14 protein-coding genes are annotated in these 18395 nt (G+C 40.4%); 5 read left to right on the top strand and 9 right to left on the bottom strand.

What is annotated here, in order from left to right; all coding sequences use genetic code 11:
* Window positions 1–175: 175 nt before the first annotated feature.
* On the bottom strand, window positions 176–1444 hold the full coding sequence (locus ACMX3D_RS08580) for an FAD-dependent hydroxylase (protein ID WP_482751002.1): 1269 nt from the start codon (window positions 1442–1444) through the stop codon (window positions 176–178).
* Between the two features lie 462 nt (window positions 1445–1906).
* On the opposite strand from ACMX3D_RS08580, the gene ACMX3D_RS08575 reads away from it, so the two are divergent.
* Complete coding sequence (locus ACMX3D_RS08575) at window positions 1907–2524, top strand: hypothetical protein (protein WP_482751001.1); 618 nt, start codon at window positions 1907–1909, stop codon at window positions 2522–2524.
* 116 nt (window positions 2525–2640) lie between these two features.
* The gene (locus ACMX3D_RS08570) at window positions 2641–2913 is read left to right on the top strand and encodes a GlsB/YeaQ/YmgE family stress response membrane protein (protein WP_482751000.1); all 273 of its coding nucleotides are present in this window, start codon (window positions 2641–2643) and stop codon (window positions 2911–2913) included.
* A 351-nt stretch (window positions 2914–3264) separates the two neighbouring features.
* On the opposite strand, the gene ACMX3D_RS08565 is transcribed toward ACMX3D_RS08570, so the two are convergent.
* Entirely contained in the window at window positions 3265–3447 is a 183-nt protein-coding gene (locus tag ACMX3D_RS08565) for a CsbD family protein (protein WP_482750999.1), read from the bottom strand.
* A gap of 346 nt (window positions 3448–3793) precedes the next feature.
* Between ACMX3D_RS08565 and ACMX3D_RS08560 the strand changes: the two genes are divergently transcribed.
* Window positions 3794–4591: a hypothetical protein gene (locus tag ACMX3D_RS08560; RefSeq protein ID WP_482750998.1), complete on the top strand. Its 798-nt coding sequence runs from the start codon at window positions 3794–3796 to the stop codon at window positions 4589–4591.
* 132 nt (window positions 4592–4723) lie between these two features.
* Here ACMX3D_RS08560 and sir read toward each other — a convergent pair whose 3' ends face one another.
* From sir to ACMX3D_RS08535, 5 genes are all read right to left on the bottom strand, one after another.
* Entirely contained in the window at window positions 4724–6691 is a 1968-nt protein-coding gene (gene sir / locus ACMX3D_RS08555; RefSeq protein WP_482750997.1) for a sulfite reductase, ferredoxin dependent, read from the bottom strand.
* A 448-nt stretch (window positions 6692–7139) separates the two neighbouring features.
* Window positions 7140–7676 carry an outer membrane beta-barrel protein gene (locus tag ACMX3D_RS08550; protein ID WP_482750996.1) on the bottom strand — a complete coding sequence of 179 codons (537 nt, stop codon included), beginning with the start codon at window positions 7674–7676 and terminating at the stop codon, window positions 7140–7142.
* A gap of 415 nt (window positions 7677–8091) precedes the next feature.
* On the bottom strand, window positions 8092–11631 hold the full coding sequence (locus ACMX3D_RS08545) for a CHAT domain-containing protein (protein WP_482750995.1): 3540 nt from the start codon (window positions 11629–11631) through the stop codon (window positions 8092–8094).
* A gap of 898 nt (window positions 11632–12529) precedes the next feature.
* Complete coding sequence (locus ACMX3D_RS08540; RefSeq protein WP_482750994.1) at window positions 12530–13066, bottom strand: 2TM domain-containing protein; 537 nt, start codon at window positions 13064–13066, stop codon at window positions 12530–12532.
* Between the two features lie 97 nt (window positions 13067–13163).
* Window positions 13164–13970, bottom strand: a complete 807-nt coding sequence (locus ACMX3D_RS08535) for a creatininase family protein (RefSeq protein WP_482750993.1) — start codon at window positions 13968–13970, stop codon at window positions 13164–13166.
* Between the two features lie 119 nt (window positions 13971–14089).
* Between ACMX3D_RS08535 and ACMX3D_RS08530 the strand changes: the two genes are divergently transcribed.
* Complete coding sequence (locus tag ACMX3D_RS08530) at window positions 14090–14797, top strand: ROK family protein (RefSeq protein ID WP_482750992.1); 708 nt, start codon at window positions 14090–14092, stop codon at window positions 14795–14797.
* Between the two features lie 238 nt (window positions 14798–15035).
* Here the strand turns inward: ACMX3D_RS08530 and ACMX3D_RS08525 are convergent, their stop codons facing one another.
* The gene (locus tag ACMX3D_RS08525; protein ID WP_482750991.1) at window positions 15036–15839 is read right to left on the bottom strand and encodes an SDR family oxidoreductase; all 804 of its coding nucleotides are present in this window, start codon (window positions 15837–15839) and stop codon (window positions 15036–15038) included.
* Between the two features lie 742 nt (window positions 15840–16581).
* Entirely contained in the window at window positions 16582–16875 is a 294-nt protein-coding gene (locus ACMX3D_RS08520; protein ID WP_482750990.1) for a hypothetical protein, read from the bottom strand.
* A 536-nt stretch (window positions 16876–17411) separates the two neighbouring features.
* Between ACMX3D_RS08520 and ACMX3D_RS08515 the strand changes: the two genes are divergently transcribed.
* On the top strand, window positions 17412–18356 hold the full coding sequence (locus tag ACMX3D_RS08515; protein WP_482750989.1) for an N-acetylmuramoyl-L-alanine amidase: 945 nt from the start codon (window positions 17412–17414) through the stop codon (window positions 18354–18356).
* The last annotated feature ends 39 nt before the right edge of the window (window positions 18357–18395 follow it).

Below are 18395 nucleotides of genomic sequence, written 5' to 3'. Positions count from 1 at the left end.
AGAATTTTCGACTTGTGTGTACACGGTAGGCAAGCGAGGAGGGGGAATTGGAGTTGGTGAGAGGCTTTGGTTTAAAGGTGTGATTTTGGGTCATTTGGGTTGTGGGCTAGTAAATATTTCATCTATTATTCCCAGCGCGATCGCATTACCAAAATCAAGTTGCAGAATTAGATTGTTAAAAACGTTGTGCTAATTGCGGAGTACGCCCTTTTAACCCAATCATCAACTTAAGGGCAAACACCTTCAAAGGTGGAACTCGCTTCATTAACCATAAACCCAAACGCCGCACAGCTACCAAGGGTAAGATTTGGTTAGAAAACATCCTATCTAACAAATCAGTAAACCCTAGAATTGTCAAGTTCTCCAGTTTACGCCAGCGTTCATAGCGTTTGAGGACTTCGATTTTACCGATATCTTCGCCTTTAGCGTGGGCTGTTTGGATAACTTGCGCTAGTGCAGCTGCATCCCGAATGCCGAGATTTAACCCTTGTCCGCCGACGGGATGGCAATTGTGGGCTGCATCGCCAATTAAAGCCAAGCGGGGGAGGACGTAGCGATCGCTTTGCATTAGTTGGACTGGGAAAATAAAGCGATCGCCTAATAATTCCAACTTACCCATGTGATCACCGTAGCGGCGAGTCAGTTCTGCCAAAAATTGCTGATCATCCAAAGCACACAAAGCTTTTGCTTCTTCATGGGGTGCTGTCCAGACAATGCGACAACGGTTTTCTGGCAAAGGTAAAATCGCAAACGGGCCGCTAGGCCAAAATCTTTCGTAGGCGGTATCGTTGTGGGGTTTTTCGGGTTTAACAAAGGCAACTATACAAGACTGCCAATATTTCCAGCCATGAGTTTTGATCCCTGCTGCTTGGCGAATTGGCGATCGCGATCCATCAGCAGCTACCAGTAATTTACTGCGGACTGTATATACTTGCTCAGAAATCTTGATATCGATTGCCACTATATCCTGCTGATGCTGCGTGTTTACCACCTCAGCCGGACACAGATAATTCACATTCGGGCATTTCTGCACAAATTCCTGCAACGGTTGTAATAGTGCTTGGTGTTCGGCGACGTAACCCAACTCTGGTGTACTTTTACCAATATCCGCTGTTTCAAATTCCACCACATCAGGATATTCGGCATCAGAAAGACGCACATGGCGATATTTGGCGATGTGAGGCAAAATTTTGTCCCAGACTCCAATACCTTGGTAAATCAGCGCCGAAAGCATATGAACTGCATAAGCTTGACCTTTGGCTACAGATGCTGATGTCACCTTCGCCTCAATTAGCAGTATATTCAAGCCAGAATCTTTCAAGGCAGCGGCTAGGGTTAACCCAACAATTCCACCGCCGACAATTACCAAATCATAGTCGTATCCCCGTTTGTCTGTTGCGGGTTGTTGAGGGGAATGAGTTTGAGTAAGCTGCGTTAGCGCCATTGTTAAGAGAAATTAAGCCATCTTAACTATTATTTTTACGCGATCGCCCCTTTTAGAGCAAGTGAAGCAGGCAAACAACTGATCTACTAAGTCTGTGTACAAAAATCTTCCGAGTCAGGGAACAGGGAACAGGGAACAGGCAAGAAGGCTCTCTAAGGTATACTGAGTTTTTTCATTAATCAAATATGATTCCTATATAATTTCAGCCATCGTGAAAACTGACAACCTTTTCTACAACCTTGAAAGCCAATTATTTCTCTTGAAAATTTGTTCAACATTTTGGCGATCGCATCTCTAAGCTATTACGCCATTCAATTACACAATCACTTATGAGGTTAGTTAACTGTTAACCATTAACGGTCAACAGCCCATACGAAAAGATGTGCATTTGAGATATAACTTACTGTCTAACTAGGGATTTTGTAATAATTAAAGACATAACCCGTAGATTGCTATTGACTTATGACCCCAGAAGAGATTGAAACAGCATTGCAAACAGCCTTTAACCGTTGTGATGTAGCCAGCTGTCCTCTCTCTGATATGCAAAAACAGATATTACTGCAAGTAGTCCAGCAAATTCCAGGAAATTCTCAATCTAGGATGTCTGATACTACTAATCCTTTAGACGAATTAAACTCAGAAGAATTATTAGCCTTTTTACAATTTGTCAAAACAGAAGAACAACAAAACCGCACTTGGAAAGTGCAATTACTCAACGATTGGCTGCATAATCAAGACTCAGGATCAGTACAATTTATCCGAGAACGCTACGGTTTGCAGTGGTTAAATCGGGTTGAATCATATCATTTTGATAAATATGCCAACTTTGAAGATGCACTTAAGTTAAGAGTAGGCGATCGCATTGAAGTCTCCAATGCACTATGGGAATGGGTACAAGAAGATGGCCCCTGCAAACGGGAATGGTTTTCCTGTATTGTAATTAAGATAGATGAAATCAATGATAGTAATAACTCTTGTCGCAATTGCATTGTTCGCTTTTATAACGGTTCCGAATTTGAAATTCAAGGAGTTTATGACTGGAATCGCTACAATTGGCGCTGGCCGCAAAACCACAGCTAACGAATCTAGAAATTATCCCAACTAATTACCTATCGCCATAATACTTATTTCTGGAGGTAGACGGAAAAGTGGATAGGTCTTAATAAGATACTGGGAGAATCTTTGCAGAATTAACTATGAATATTATTGCTTGGATCATCCTAGGTCTGATTGCTGGAGCCATAGCTAAAGCTATTTATCCTGGTCGTCAAGGTGGTGGCATTATTGCAACTATGGTTTTAGGAATCATTGGTGCTTTAATCGGGGGAACTATAGTTACTCTGTTAGAAACAGGAAGATTACAACTAACTGCGGCAACCTTGAGTATTCCTGGAATAATTGTTGCCATTATTGGTGCAATTATTGCTATTTTTCTCTGGGGCTTGTTCACTAGCCGTGCCAGCTATTAATTGAATACAAAAACTTATGGTTAGGCTGATTTTCTTGTTACTATTGCTAATAAATCAAAAGCTCCACTTTTTTTAAAAGTGGAGCTTTTATGTAGAAGAATATAATTTTAGTCTGTTATGTCAGAAAGTTATAGCTAGTACATTTCGGACTAAACAAAGCAACCATTCTAAATAGCTGAAAAGCTGAATATACTGGTTGCTTCATTTATTACTTTAGACTAGCCTGCGGCAAGCCCTGACGCTCGAAGACTCGCTACCGCTTCGCTAACGGGTTCAGCAGTGAGGGAGTCGGGGAATCCGCCTAACGCACTGCTTCAACGCTGCGCGTCTACACACTTCAGTCTTTTTTTACTAGTCTATAGCTTTTTTAAGTTCGTCTTTGATATTCTCTGTGGTGTGAATTACTTGAGCTTCAGCTTGTTTGGCTTTGCCCTCAGCTTTATCTGCTGGATTACCAGTAACTTCACCAATTACTTCTTGCACCTTGCCTTCTATATTTTTAGCAGTTGCTTCTACTCTGTTTTCAATACTCATATTTTTTACCTTGATGATTTGTAAACTAAGGGAAAAATATCAGTATTTCCTATACTTATGTATCTATCACTAGATATAAAACTTAATTATTATTAATATCTTTAGACATATATCTTCGCAAGCATTAGTCAACTATTCCACATTTATCTTGCATAGCTGTAGCAGGCAAGATTTCCGCCCTACACGGGTTATTAAATTTAATTCAAGACACATCAAAAATCAGCTTGATATTTTTCGTTTCACTTCTGCACAGATAAATGTCAGAGGATCAGTTCAAAGCTTGCACTGACAAAAAGTAGACTGAAATGGAATACTTATCCTGCTGATGTCTGATGGCTCAAGGCAGATGAAACACTTAAAATCGCGATCGCAAGACCTGCGGAGTTTGTTTGAAAACAACATTACAATCGAGTATGTAGCAGAACCTCTCAAAGCTGTGTCATCGCAAGCAGAGGTAGCAGAGGTATTGCAGTGGATGCAGGCAAAAGATTTTGATGTTGTCGGCATTGAAACAGGAGACAATATCACCGGTTATGTGGAACGTTCTAGTTTAATCCAGGCTAAATCGGGCAGGTGTGGTGACTATCAGCGGGTGTTTCATTCCCAAGAACTGATTGCCATTTCCACGCCACTAATGAAGTTACTGCCCATTCTGCGACAAACTCCGCGATTATTTGTCTTAGATTGCAATCAAGTAAGTGGGATTGTGACTTGTGGCGACTTACAAAAAGCACCAGTGCGAATGCTGCTGTTTGGCTTGGTGACACTACTAGAAATGAATCTACTGCGACTGGTGCGACTGTATTATCCCCAAGATTCCTGGCAGAAATACCTTAAACCCGAACGGGTAGAAATTGCTAAACGTCTGTGGCGAGAAAGTCAAGAAAGAAACGAAGCCACCGATTTATTAGATTATCTTCAGTTTTGTGACAAACGAGAATTAGTGTTAAATCAACCAGAACTGCTGGAACAACTAGAATTAAAATCTAAAAGGTTTGGCGAACGCTTCTTGAAATCTGCTGAACAGTTACGCAACCGATTAGCTCACGCTCAAAATTTAGTCACTGGTTCTTCTTGGATAGATTTAATTTCTCTAGCAGAAGCAATGGAAACGTTGTTAATTCGCTGTGAAGAAATAGAATAATCCAGAACTCAGGTTAAAACAAGATTTTCAAGCCTGTTCCCTGTTCCCTGCTGTATGATTTGGCACAGCTTCACAAATAAACTGTGAAAGTAGAGACACACAATAGCGCATCTCTACTTCTGAAATTTGCTGTTACTTATCTATCTGCAAGTAAATCTTCAATGCTTCATTGACAACTTCCGTCATGGATTTACCTTGACTTGTAGCAGTTTCCTTCAACTTGCTGTAAACATCGTCATAAAGGCTAATGCGTGGACGTGATCTACTTGGTGCAGCTTTCTTTTTGGCTGGTACTGCTGGTGATGGAGTTTCTGCGGTGGTAACTGCAACAGTTTCTGGCTGATACTGCGCCGCAAATTCTCGAATAGCATCCAACCCAACCCGTGAGCAAAAATCACCAAAGCTTTCGCCTGATTGCCGTGACTTTTTGAAGTAAACAAAAATCGGCTCTAAAAAGCTTTCGATGTCATTGTCGTGCAACTTTTCTACAATTGGTTGTGCCAATCTTGTTTGATCTGGTGAACCTCCCAGCCAAACTTGATAAGCTTCCGGCGCACTACCCACAAAACCCAATTCTGCCATGTAAGGACGAGCGCAGCCGTTGGGACAGCCTGTCATTCTTACCACAAAATGTTCGTTTTGTAAACCTAGTTTATCTAACAGTACCCGAATTCGTTCTAAAATTCCTGGTATTGCCCGTTCTGATTCGGTGATAGCCAAACCACAGGTAGGTAAAGCAGGACAAGCCATTGCATAACGGAATAACGGTTCAATTTGACTAGGGTCAGAGACAACTCCGCAACGGTCAAGAATCTCTTGAATGGCTGATTTATTTTCTGGCGCAATATCGCAGAAAATCAGGTTTTGGTGGGGTGTCAGGCGGATGGGTAGGTTAAATTTTTCCACAATTTCCCGCAAGGCGGTTTTGAGTTGCAACGAACCTTCATCCTTGACACGACCATTGTCAATGGAAATACCTAAAAATAACTTGCCATCACCTTGTTCTTGCCAACCGAGGAAATCTTCATACTTAAATTCTGGCAACTGTTTAAAGGGGGCGACTGGTTTACCGAAATATTCCTCTACCTTGACGCGGAATTTATCTACACCCCAGTCGTTGATTAAGTATTTTAACCGAGCGTGGCGGCGGTCAGTGCGATCGCCATAATCTCTTTGGGTAGCTAAAATCGCTTTGACAATTTCGTAAACATCTGCCTTGTCTACATAGCAAATCGGGTCTGCTAATCTGGCGAATGTTTCTTCTTTATTGTGGGTTCTACCTAAACCACCACCAGCAAAGACATTAAATCCTTCTAATTCTCCTTGAGTGTTGGTAATCACTACCAAAGTCAAATCTTGGGAATATAAATCAATGGAATTATCCCCTGGCACGGTCACACTAACTTTGAATTTGCGTGGCATGTAGTAAGTGCCATAAAGCGGTTCTTCGCTGTCATGAATAATTGTGCCAGTGCCATTGCGTTGGCGTGCTGCTTTAACCTCTGGGTTTTCTTCCGCACTAATGGCTTTTTCGCCATCTAGCCAAATTTCGTAATAAGCACCAGTTTGGGGTGAGAGTAAGTCAGCAATATTTTGGGCATATTCCCAAGCATATTCATACTCAGGGCGCTTTTTGAAGGGAACTGGTGGAGCCATAACGTTACGGTTGAGGTCACCGCAAGCACCCAAGGTAGAACCCAGATTTTGGATGATGGTAGCAATGGCTGCTTTGAGATTCTTTTTTAAAATCCCATGCAGTTGGAAACCCTGACGAGTGGTTGCTCGTAATGTGTGGTTCCCATATTCATCAGCCAGCTTATCTAAAGCTAAATATAGTTGCGGCGGTACAAATCCACCAGGATTCTTTGTCCGCAGCATAAATTGGTAATCTTTCTCCTGTCCCTTCACGCGATTATCGCGGTTATCCTGCTGGTAGGAGCCATGAAACTTAAGAATTTGTACTGCATCTTCGGTAAAGTGAGTAGTATCCGCAAGGATCTGCGTTGCTACAGGTTCACGCAAAAAATTACTATTTTCTTTGATGCCTTCTACTTTTGAGGGCTTACGACTGGCAAGTGGGGGAGGAGCAGATTTAACCATGAGAGTTGTATAGTATTCTCAATAAAGCAGCGATAGAAGCCAAAGCTAAGTTTTTGGCTCAGTTATTCCCGGTAATTCGGTCGGAAATATGATGAATACGACAATTGTAACACGGCAAAAAGCCGGCTTTGTCGATAGTTTTACACTTAACAAAACCAGCATATATAAGTAGGTGGTATAAATCAACTTAAAGTTTGTTGGTTTTCGTTGACTTTTACCGATAAAGTCTGATATATCAGCAACATTCAAAGTTCAACAACACCATCCACCATATTGGATTAGTATTCCACCAACTTATTTCATAGTTAATAGAGAAAAGTCGAGAGAATCGCCGAGAATTCTAGCTACCTGCTTATGTCTTGCGATTGTCTAACATCTAAAAATGTTAGAATTGACTACAAAAATTGTGCCTATTCAACAATTAACTTCTAACTTCTGACAGAGCAAATTATTTAAAACGATAACCAATACCGCCATTAATGCTAACAGCAGAAGCCGGACTATCTTGATAAGCACGTAGTCCTACTTTGGCGTTTGTGTAGATCAGGAAGTTATTAGCAACTTCTGATTCCACACCAGCACCAACCACTACAGAATCTCTATTACCTAAAGGACTTGGTGAACCATCTTTTTCTACAAAAGAATAACCACCAGTGACATAGGCGTTAGTTTTATTAGCAATTGGTACGTCTACGGAAACTTCTGGAATAATACTAGTCGTCTGATCATTCCAGAGAACATTACCGCGTGCAGAAACTGGGAGGTTTCCTAATTTCACTCTACCTGTGATGTTACCGCCAAAGTTAGCAGCATCATTATTGAGTCCGCCATTGGTCACACCAGCTGCAACACCAGCACCAACATAACTAGCATCAGTACCTTTTTTTTGTTCAGCAGCAGCTTGACCAGCGTTCATTACCAAGGGTGCAATAACTAAGGAAGACAATGCAGAAATTGCCACGAAAGACTGAAGTAAACCTTTCATAATTTTGTACAAATTTTTGAATTTTTGCTGTTATATACTAGGTCGTAAATTGTGTAAAAAGGTTCCAGATAATTTGCAAAATCTATTAAGTTGTTGTTTCTATTGATGCAGAAGAATTAATAGTATATTCACTATTTTATTTGGCATATAATTTTCAGAAATACACAGCCATATCAACTGAACTGGATAATTATCTAGAGTATGCGCTTGAAAAACTGGCACACACTAGTTAGATCCTATTTAAATAGTAAGTATTAAGTAGCAACTGTCTAAAAAGTCAAGCGATCGCTAGTCAAAAAATATCAACCAAAAGAGCCAGAAAAAATCAACAAGACAAACACCCTACAAAACTCAAATCAGTGGACTCCTAGAAGAGAGGGGTTTTTTTAGCCGTCGAACTCACGTTCACTTACTTTCATCGCCATTCGCCTTGCAGAGTAAAAGCTGCCCAATACACAGGTTTACGCCAATTCGGATTTTGCCATAAATTTAATTGCGCGGCGCGGAGGGCAGCAATAGGCGATTTCCCTTCCTGCCACATTTGGCGATAAAATTGGGTCATTAATTCCTTCGTTCCCTGATCATCAACGTTCCATAAAGACACGACAATTCTAGGTGAACCAGCATACATCAATCCTCTTGTCAAGCCTACTAGCCCTTCTCCCTGAACTTCTTTCCCCTGTCCCGTTTGACAAGCGCTCAACACGATTAAATCAGCCGGAAAATCGAGGTTGAAGATATCATTTAACCGCAGATATCCTCTTTGGGGTTTACCTTGCTTGTCTACTAATGACAGTACAATGCCTGATAACTCTGGGTTAACATCATCAGCAAAACCGTGAGTAGCCAGGTGAATTATACGGTATTGACTTAGTTGTGGGTTTGTTACCCAGTTATAGTTAGCATCAAAATCAAATGCTGGTAAGCTATCTTGTGGTGAGCTAAGTTTGAGAATTGTCTCTGCTTCTTGACGAGTTCCGTTTAATCTATCCCAACCATCACGGTTGAGATTTCGGGCTGACCTTGAGAGGGCAGAACGTTGAAGGTCTAAGTCAGGAGTGATGGAATTGTTGTCTGGTTTGCCTGTCACTCGTGAGTCATCAGCACTGAATACGGGGTCTGCGAGAATTGCTATGGCTTTGGGCGCTTTTGGACGTTGTTGCGTTTCTTGTCTGAGGATAGCGATAGTTGAAGCTGAAGGAAGATTGACAATTTCGTGATTGACTAGCAGTGGTTGATAAGATTCTTGAGCAGTTGGTTCAGTTAAGGCTGCAAAGGGAATATTTTGTAAAGCACCATCTGCGACAATTACTAAACGTTTGTTTGCTAATTTGTTTACGACTGGAGCTAGGATAATTTGACTCAGTTGTTTTGCTACTGCTGCTTGTTGCTTAGGGGAGGCTGCTACTCTGACTAAACTTTGACGAAAATCGTTGGCGGCTTTTTCTATTTGTGGTTGTGGTGGAAGTTCATAGCTATCGAGGGAATTAGGAGTTACAACCCAAAGATAACTGTGTTCTGCACCTAATGAATATTCCAACAGTACGGTATTTGAATCGAGTTGTTGCTGAATTTGCGACAAGGTGAGAGGTGAGGGATAATTCAATGCAGCGTATTTTGGGCTATTTGCCCGGATTTTGACAGATAGTTCTTGCTGTTGCTTGATGATGTTTTCGATTTCTTGTTTGATAGACGCTATCAATTCTGCTGAAGGTTGGGATTGACTTGCTAGTTCTGATAACCTTTTTTCTCTGGCTTCCCGTAGCCATTGCAAACGTCGTTCTTCATCTGCTAACTCAGGGCTAATATTTTTGCGGATGTTAATGTTGGCTTGGGTTAATAGTTCTACTAAAACCCTAGCGCGGGAGCTTTCGCTGGTTTGCAGTGCTTGTCCATCGTATCCTTTTGATGGGTCTTGTTTATGCAATTCCATCAAAATATGAATTTTAAGTTGATAATAATCTTGTACAGTGGCAAAAAATGAGGTTCGTAAATCTTCACTATCAACTTCTTGGCGGATATTTTCGATAATTTTTATAGCTTTATCTATTTCGGTCAGGGCTGCTGAGAGTTGTTTGTTTTGGCGTTGTAGTTTGGCGATATTGTAGAGACTTTGGGCTTGTTCGGCAACTAAGCCCATTTGAGTATATAGAGTAAGTTGTTCTTGATAAGCTTGTATAGATTTTTGGGGTTGTTTGAGAGCGTTATAAGCTTCAGCAGTTGAAGTATAAGCTCTCGCTTCTATTTCTTTATAGCCAGATTTTTGTGCCAACTTTATAGTTTTTTGAGAATCTTTTAGAGCCTGAGAATAATTCTTTTGTTTAAGCTTAACTTGAGCAAGAATATCAGATGTTCCAGCTTCTATTGCTAACTTATACTCAACAACCTCTAAATTATGAGATAAAGCTATAGCCTGATGTCCAAAATTAATTGCTTGTTGATAATTGCCTGAATTGAGGTAAGTGCTACTAATTCGCTCTAATATTAAAGCTTCATTGCGACAGTCTCCTGTGGTTTGGGATATATACAAGGCTTGCTGATAATAATTCAGAGCCTGTGGGTAATTTTGCAACTTGCGATAAACATTTCCAATATTTATCAGGGTATCAGCTTTTTTCGTGCGATCGCCACTTTCTCTCCGCAGAGATAATGCTTGTTCATAAGCTTTTAAACTTTCAGGATATGCCCCTAAAGACGAGTAAACATCACCAAGCGTTAACAAAGTATCTGCTTGGGCTGGACGAGTTTTAATTTGGCGTTGAATGTCTAATGCTTGATTTAGATAATCAATTGCTTCTTGCTTTTTACCTTGTTTATTTAAAATCTCAGCAACATCGATAAGTGTTTTTGCCTCTGCGGGTTTACCACCCATTTTTTGCCTGATATTTAGTGCTTTTTGATAAACTTCCAAGGCTTTTGAATATTCCCCAATTTGTGTATAACCAAAATCTCCAATGATTTCTAAAAAATCTGCTTCTCCACCAAGAATTTCTAGGGTATGCCACTTTTCCACATTTTTGTTCCAGCCTTCAATTTGATTGCTGACAACTGCCTCACGATTAGAATTTGCTGATTGATTCGACGCATTTTTTGGTTGCTCAACTTTAGGAGGCTTTTTTAATGTAGCTAATTTATCTGTACAAATTGAGTTAGCCAACGAAATGTAAACTAAATTAGACAAGCTTCTATCCCTTTTAAATTCCGGGTCAAGACTATTAGCTTGCTTAAGTATTTCAAGGCTTTGATTTATTTCACCTAAACTGGCATAAAGAAACGCAATTTGTTCAAGTGTTTCAGCTTGGTTGACGACATCACCTTGTTGTTTCCAAAAATCAAAAGCTTGTTTGTAAGCATCAATCGCTTTCTGCTTTTCGCCTAATTTATCGTAAATTTGGGCAATGTTATTTAAGGTGATAGCTCGCAAGTTTGGAGTTTCAGTATAAAGTAATGGAACTTGCTCATAAAAAGCAATCGCCTTTTGATAGTCACCTAATTTATCGTATATGAGGCTAAGTGAAGTAGCTACTGCTCCTTGACATTTGCGATCGCCTAAAGCTTGACAAATAGGTAGTGCTTTTTTGGCATATTCCAAAGCTTTACGATATTCACCACGAAACCAGTATAATTTAGCAATTCGATCAAGAGTTGCAGCTTCTTTTTTGCGATCATTTGCTAAACGCCAATATTTTAAGGCTTCTTCCCATTTAGCAATGGCTTGAGTAACGGGTGTAGTTTTTAAGTCTAATTTTTTGGCTTCTGCTTCTGCTTCCTCAGCCGCAGCACGGTTAGCGTCCGGGGTGTTGGTTTGGTTGTGCGGTTGAGTAGGTACGTTTAACTGGCTAGGTATCGGTTTGGGAGCAGCTTTGACCGTTTTTGAGGATAACGATACGCAGAGCAATAGGGCTAAAACTAAAGGATAAGATAGTGAAATGTAGCTTTTGTGTGGATTGTGCATAAATTGGCTTATTTTTCCTAATTTATAGCTTTTGTAAATTTTACTATTTCATATCCCGATACATTTATTGTGTAGTTTCAGTGACAGCAATCTTTACACGGCAACCCATACCGTGCTTGATATCAAGCACAATCGAGATTAAACACGCAAATAAATGAACTATACAGGTCTAATTTTTGCCAAAATCAGCTTATATTAACGTGAGTTCGACGGATTTTAAAACCCCTCTCCAAACCTCTCACGCCAGCGGCACGCCACTTGCTACAACGGGGAGACAGCCGCGTGGGCGGGTTTCCCGACTTGAGCGGACTGTCGTGGGAACCCCCGCAACGCAGTGGCTCCTCAAGTCGGGAAACCATGCGCGGCAGTTCCTCCTGGGGGAAACCCCCTCTTCTGCGGACTGCCTCACCACGGCGCTGGCTACTCTATAAGAAGAGAGGCTTTAAAAGCTGAATTTTTCGTTAGCAATTAAGGATATTTCAGCCCCTCTCCGCGTCGGAGCGACAAGTCTGAGCGGAGGCTTCCTCCGCTCAGAACTTTTCAAGAGAGAGGGGTCGGGGAGAGGTTCATCGAACTCACGTCAGTATAAGTTCATAATTCGTAATTTGATGATGGGTTAGAGATCCCCGACTTCTTGAAGAAGTCGGGGATCTGGCCACCTTTATTCACTTATCATCAGAAATATTGCGGAAAATCTGTTGTTATCTTACTAATTCGGAAGATTATTCCTGCTGTTGTTGCGTTTTTTGCAACAATCAACTTTAATTTTTGAAGCCAAAAATCTGATTTCTGATTCGTAAATCTAAATTAAAACTTTTATCTAAAGGTACTATTGTTGCCTCTGGTTCTACTAACGAACTGTCAGGATGTAATTCAAAAATTTTTGGCAGTTTAATGACTAAATTTCCAATGCTTTAAACCACTTATTTAAAAATGTATTGGCAGTTTGCAAAACTGTATTGACGTTTTGCTTTAACTGATGCTTGCGATACCATTTTTGAAAAGCCATTTCATACTCTTCACCTTTAGCATGAAAGTTATTCCAAAAATCTAGAGCAACTTTCAATCCCCAGAAGAGTAAAATATACAGCGACCAAGGCAATATCAAAATATGACCACTGGTAGCCAGAAAATTAATTGATACTAGAACAGTATTGACAATAGCAAAATTGCCCAAACGCTTTTTAAATCTTGATAGGCGGTAAGCATCAAAAGCTTGGCGCTGTTGAATTTCACTTTGTTGCGATCGCCAGTCTCTTTCGGCTAATTGTAAACACTCAGGCGAAATATCTAACTCGCCAGCAATTTCTGACAGCAACTCGTAAGAAAATTCCTTCTCTTGGTCATCAGCCTGACGGGCGATCGCTAACTGAAGAATGCGTTGTACATCTTCTTGGCTATAAGAACGATTGCTATTAGGTTCAAATGCTGCCATAGTTTTTACTATTAATAAACTTTATTTTTTAACGCGGAGTATCGCTAAGGTAAACGCCGAGGTACGCTAAGTTGTGACTATTTCTAGACTAGCAAATCTAGCTCATGCTTTCAGGTAGCCTAAAAGCATAAATATCTTTGATTACTTGTACCCAACCATCAGATACAGATTCGAGAATGCGATCGCCTTTTTCTTTAGTTGCAGTTGTCGCATCCCCAATCACTCCACTTTTACTAATATCTCGCGTTGTCCAAGATACAGGTAATTGACCTTCCCAACTAATTAAAGTACTTTCTGGCTGTTCTGGCGGATATTCGGCAATGGCTTTTTCCAGTTTCACTTGTTCTGGTAAAATTGCCAGCATAATGCTAGTTTCGGCATCTCCGGCGTGCATCCCCAGTTTAGCTTCTTTGGGTGTGAGCAATTCTTTGGTAATATTAGGCGCACGCCAAGTAAACAGCGGAAATACTAAAAAGTCATCATACTTTACGTGTAAATCTCGCGCTGCCATTTGCATAATTTGCGGTTGTCCGCCGTGGGAGTTCATCAACACCAATTTTCTAAATCCAGCGCGGTAAATACTTTCGCCCACTTCCATAATTGTGGCTGTCAGCGTTTCTGAACTCAGGGTGATGGTTCCGGGGAAGTGCCAATGTTCGTTGGATTTACCATAATAGAGAGTGGGCAAAGCATAAGCAGGAATATTTGCATCTAACTTAGTCAGGGCTTTTCCCAATACACCAACACCAATCGCCGCATCCACAATTAATGGTAGATGCGGGCCATGTTGTTCAATAGCCCCGACTGGTTGAATAATCACCACATTTTCCTTATGAGGCATATCTTGGATCTCAGTCCAAGTGAGGTAAGGAAAAAAGCGTTCTGGGGGAATAAAGCTGTGCATATCACTGCGATCGCGCCACTTTAATTTTAGGTGTTGTGAAGACTCTCTACATATTCAGGATATTACCAGAAGCAGCGACGCATAATAGCCAGATAACAAGTAGTAACAAGGAAGATTCGATGGTTGATGAAAATGGCTCAATCCGCACTTTATCAGTTGATATTGGTGGTAGTGGTGTCAAAGCGATGGTATTAGATATCACTGGTACACCTTTAACAGAGAGGGCGCGGGTAGATACACCATCCCCAGCTAAACCAGAAGTAGTAATTAATGCGATCGCAGTTTTAGCAGCAGCCCAAGGTGACTTTCATCGTGTTTCTGTGGGTTTTCCTGGTGTGGTGCGTTGCGGAGTTACAGAAACAGCAGTCAACTTACATTCTGATTGGATTGGCTTTGACTTAGCAACAGCATTATCACAACGATTAAATAAGCCAGTACGGGTAATTAATGATGCAGATATGCAAGGCTTAGGCGCGATTGCAGGTAAAGGTGTAGAGTTGGTAATTACCTTGGGAACTGGGTTTGGTTCGGCTTTGTTTGTCGATGGTAAACTTGTGCCGAATATGGAAATGGGACACCATCAGTTTCGCAAAGGACAAACTTACGAAGAACAACTAGGACGTGCAGCTATGCAAAAGTATGGCGAAAAAAAATGGAACAGGCGCTTAGAAAAAGCGATCGCATCTTTGCAGCATTTGTTTAATTATGATTATCTCTATATCGGTGGTGGCGAAGCGGTTAAAGTCAATTTACAACTGCCTTTAAATGTCAAACTTATCCCAAATGTCACAGGTTTATTAGGTGGAATTGCTTTGTGGCGCGACTAGGAAAATCACAAGCGATCGCTCTCAGTCATTAGTGGCGTAACCAGCCTAAAATATTTCATTAATGTTTGCTTGTGGTGCAGGCATTTTACTGCACCACAAGTGTTATATTCATGTACTAAATTAGCCTTGCCAAGTAATTATCACTTGTTACTTATAGCTATAGTCACTAAGTTTACGACAGTGTTGATGGCTCAAAGCCTTAAATTTACTGGTTTTATACTCAGCACTCAGCACTTTGCTATAACTGAGAAAACAGCGCCTCCCAGTCAATTACAGCAGGTCGTGTTCCTTGATTGACGATTTCAAAAGCTTGATTAATTGTGGAGGGCGAAAAAATCGACTCGACACAAGCAGCTGCAACATCAATTCGACTGGTATCTCCTGATAAAGTGTCGCCTTGGCCTATAACTACACCTAACTTACCGTCAGTAGTTGCTTTCAGGAGAGTGTTGAGGTCGTAGGAAGTGAACGGCCCGTCAATCAAACGAGCCGGACGAATTATAGTGTAGGGTAATCCAGAATTAGCGATCGCGGCTTCACCTTTTTGTTTAGCATCCAACACACCAAAAGCATTCAGCACACTAAAGGGAAATTTATCTTTGCGGTGAACACCACAAGAAGACACAAACACAAATCGCTGTAAATTGCGAGGTGCAGCTGTTACTAAGTTAATAACACCTTCAGCATCTACCTTCACTGGAGTATTTTTTGCTTTTGCTTCTCGATATCCAGCATCAAGAAAAATTTGTCCCCATTCAAAAAAGTTTGGCTGTGGGTCAAATTCCCATCTATCTGAAGGAAAGGCAGTAGTGCCAGTACAACAAATAATATGAGTTACATTCAACATTGCTGCGGGTAAAGTGGAAGACTCACGGATATCACCGACAGCGATTTCCACTTTGTTATCAAACATTTTTTGCGCTTTTGCCGCATTACGTGTCAGGACGCGTACCCTCACATTCTTTTCTAGCAGCTTACCCACAACTAGCTGCCCTACTCCACCAGTAGCACCTGCAACTAGCACCAAATCTTCAGCACTCATAACTTTCCCTAGGATGGTTTATTGCTAATCTACTCAAAATATAGAACAGGCTGTTTGCTTCCCTAGGGAGATATTACACAAGACTTACGCATAAAGGTTTTACCATTTTGGATTTTAGATTTTGGATTTTGGATTGAGAAAGAGTTGACTGGTAAGCTTTTCAGCAATTCATTTGTCGCCATCATTTTTCAATTTGGTGTTAGTTGTTGAGATTGGGTGTAAAGGGTGTAGATTTCCCCTTACACCCCTATAGCCCTATACCCCTTATCTTTACACTCAAAAGCCCGACCATAATGGCCGGGCTTCTGAGGAAAGCAGTAGGGATATATTCCCAAAATTTACATATAGAGTTTCTGTATAAATCGCTGTACTGATAGGTAATACCACTACACTGAGACTTATTCCGGAAAACTAGAAAAAATTTCTTGGGAATTTATAGCAGTCGAAGCAGAGATAATGACAAAGACTAATGATCAAACATAGACACTGAGTGACTTTAAAGCCTATTCCCTATTCCCTGTTCCCTGTTCCCTGCTATATCTGAGTATTTTTCACGATACTCACAAACAAGTGGCAACGTTAACCCTTAAGATTTTCAAGGAGAGTATCGTTGTTTTTACGGATGAATAATACATTGGGTAGCTGGCAAGAATGGATAACTGTACTAAGTTATGTGGGATTTACGGTGTTTATCATTGTTTGCGTGTTTGCCGCCCAGAGAAAATAAATCCTATAGTATTAGTCAGGATTTCTTGAAAAACCCACAGATCAACTGGCCAGGGTCTTTGTTTTCAAAGGGTAAAACAGTCCCATCTGCTTGAATTCTCACTTTTTGGCGGCAGTTATAGACTTCCAGGGGTCTTTTTTTGCCATCCACACTCACCATCGCTTTATATTCCCAATAATTTTTGGCGCTGCGGTTAATCTTGAGAATGCAAATCTGGTGGCCTTCGTAATTACGGCACACAGCAGCATAAGCTGGGAAGATTACGAGATTTGAGAGTATGAGTAGTAATATCAAGACAAAATATTTCATCTAGGTCAATAGAGAGGTTGGTATGTAGTGTCTCTACTAGGTATTAATATCATGCAGTGATTAGCAGGGTAGATTTTGTCGCTTCTCCCCCATCAACTAAAGTAATTGCCATAGCCTAAGTTATGAGGTGAACCTGAGCGCCTAGAAATCTAGCGTGGATCACATGCTATTCTTAATTTGTTTTGCTGAAACCATATTCGGAGAGTAACCCAAAAAAAGTGTATGTATCTATTGCATGATCTGAGGATTTCACAAAGCCGATGCTTCTCAAAACAGTAGCAGTAGCCCAGCCGCACCATACCGTTAATACAGAAACAACGCTCACATTTTTTTCTCGCTAAAAAATTAATAAATTATTATAATTTCGTTTATGTTAATAATTAAAGTAAATAACTATTAGCGTTTGTTACAATAATAATGAACTAAGTGGACGTTTATTATAAACAGTATATTTAGGAAAATCTGAATTGCTTGAAGGTAAAATTTTGAGCTTTTCAATGTTGAAATTAGTATCAAATAAAAACAAGGACTTGCACATGAAATTTGGGATTGATATTGGACATAATTCTCCCCCAGACACTGGAGCTAGAGGTATAAAATTTGAAGATAATTTAACATTAGAAGTAGGCAATAAAGTTATAGAGAAATTAAAAGCCTTGGGGCATGAAGTTATCCCCTGTAAACCAGACCGCTCCAGTTCTTCGGTTAAAGATTCGCTTTCACAAAGAGTGAATAAAGCAAATGCTAATCGAGTAGAACTATTTGTATCAATACATTTTAATGCTTTTAACGGCCAAGCCAATGGTACAGAAGTTTATTCAGGTAGTGATACAGCTAGTAAAATAGCAAAACCTGTATTAGATGAAATTGTCAAATTAGGCTTTTTTAATCGCGGTGTTAAGAGTGGTTCCCATTTATTTGTGATCCGCAACACTAATATGCCTGCGATTCTGATTGAATGTTGCTTCATCGATTCACAAAAAGATGTTAATCTTTTTAACTCAGAAGCAATGGCTAATGCAATTGTTAAAGGCTTAACTGGTAAAGTACCTACTTCTCCTGTTACTCCTGTACCAGATGAAGAACAGAATGTTGATACGACAACTCTCAGATTACAAAAAGCTTTAAATCGGTTAAAAATTACCGATAAAAATGGAAAGCCCTTAGTAGAAGATAATATCTTGGGAGAAATAACTAGTTCTGCGGTAGAAAACTTTCAAAAAATTGTCGGAATTGCCCCATCGGGAGTGGCTAATACAGCTACATGGAATGCCATAAATTTGATTTTAGCAAAGCGTATTATCCGACCAAACCATGCTGGGGGAACAGTTGTCAGATATTTACAATACCGCGTAGGCGTGGAAACAGATGGGATTTTTGGCCCTCAAACAGAAGCCGCAATCAAAAAATACCAACAGCAAAATGGTTTAACTGCTGATGGGATTGTAGGGCCAATTACTTGGCAAAAATTAATTGGCTAGTTATTGCAGCCATACAACATGATGAGAAATTAATAATTC

Source organism: Anabaena sp. TISTR 8404 (genome assembly GCF_056847745.1).
The sequence above is the reverse complement of the archived record's forward strand: the minus strand, read 5'-3'. Positions and strand labels throughout refer to the sequence as shown.

What these genes read in the sequence shown, in the direction of transcription:
- ACMX3D_RS08580 (WP_482751002.1), bottom strand. Translation starts at nt 1,444, where the DNA reads ATGGCGCTAACGCAGCTTACTCAAACTCATTCCCCTCAACAACCCGCA.
- ACMX3D_RS08575 (WP_482751001.1), top strand. Translation starts at nt 1,907, where the DNA reads ATGACCCCAGAAGAGATTGAAACAGCATTGCAAACAGCCTTTAACCGT.
- ACMX3D_RS08570 (WP_482751000.1), top strand. Translation starts at nt 2,641, where the DNA reads ATGAATATTATTGCTTGGATCATCCTAGGTCTGATTGCTGGAGCCATA.
- ACMX3D_RS08565 (WP_482750999.1), bottom strand. Translation starts at nt 3,447, where the DNA reads ATGAGTATTGAAAACAGAGTAGAAGCAACTGCTAAAAATATAGAAGGC.
- ACMX3D_RS08560 (WP_482750998.1), top strand. Translation starts at nt 3,794, where the DNA reads ATGAAACACTTAAAATCGCGATCGCAAGACCTGCGGAGTTTGTTTGAA.
- sir (WP_482750997.1), bottom strand. Translation starts at nt 6,691, where the DNA reads ATGGTTAAATCTGCTCCTCCCCCACTTGCCAGTCGTAAGCCCTCAAAA.
- ACMX3D_RS08550 (WP_482750996.1), bottom strand. Translation starts at nt 7,676, where the DNA reads ATGAAAGGTTTACTTCAGTCTTTCGTGGCAATTTCTGCATTGTCTTCC.
- ACMX3D_RS08545 (WP_482750995.1), bottom strand. Translation starts at nt 11,631, where the DNA reads ATGCACAATCCACACAAAAGCTACATTTCACTATCTTATCCTTTAGTT.
- ACMX3D_RS08540 (WP_482750994.1), bottom strand. Translation starts at nt 13,066, where the DNA reads ATGGCAGCATTTGAACCTAATAGCAATCGTTCTTATAGCCAAGAAGAT.
- ACMX3D_RS08535 (WP_482750993.1), bottom strand. Translation starts at nt 13,970, where the DNA reads ATGCACAGCTTTATTCCCCCAGAACGCTTTTTTCCTTACCTCACTTGG.
- ACMX3D_RS08530 (WP_482750992.1), top strand. Translation starts at nt 14,090, where the DNA reads ATGGTTGATGAAAATGGCTCAATCCGCACTTTATCAGTTGATATTGGT.
- ACMX3D_RS08525 (WP_482750991.1), bottom strand. Translation starts at nt 15,839, where the DNA reads ATGAGTGCTGAAGATTTGGTGCTAGTTGCAGGTGCTACTGGTGGAGTA.
- ACMX3D_RS08520 (WP_482750990.1), bottom strand. Translation starts at nt 16,875, where the DNA reads ATGAAATATTTTGTCTTGATATTACTACTCATACTCTCAAATCTCGTA.
- ACMX3D_RS08515 (WP_482750989.1), top strand. Translation starts at nt 17,412, where the DNA reads ATGAAATTTGGGATTGATATTGGACATAATTCTCCCCCAGACACTGGA.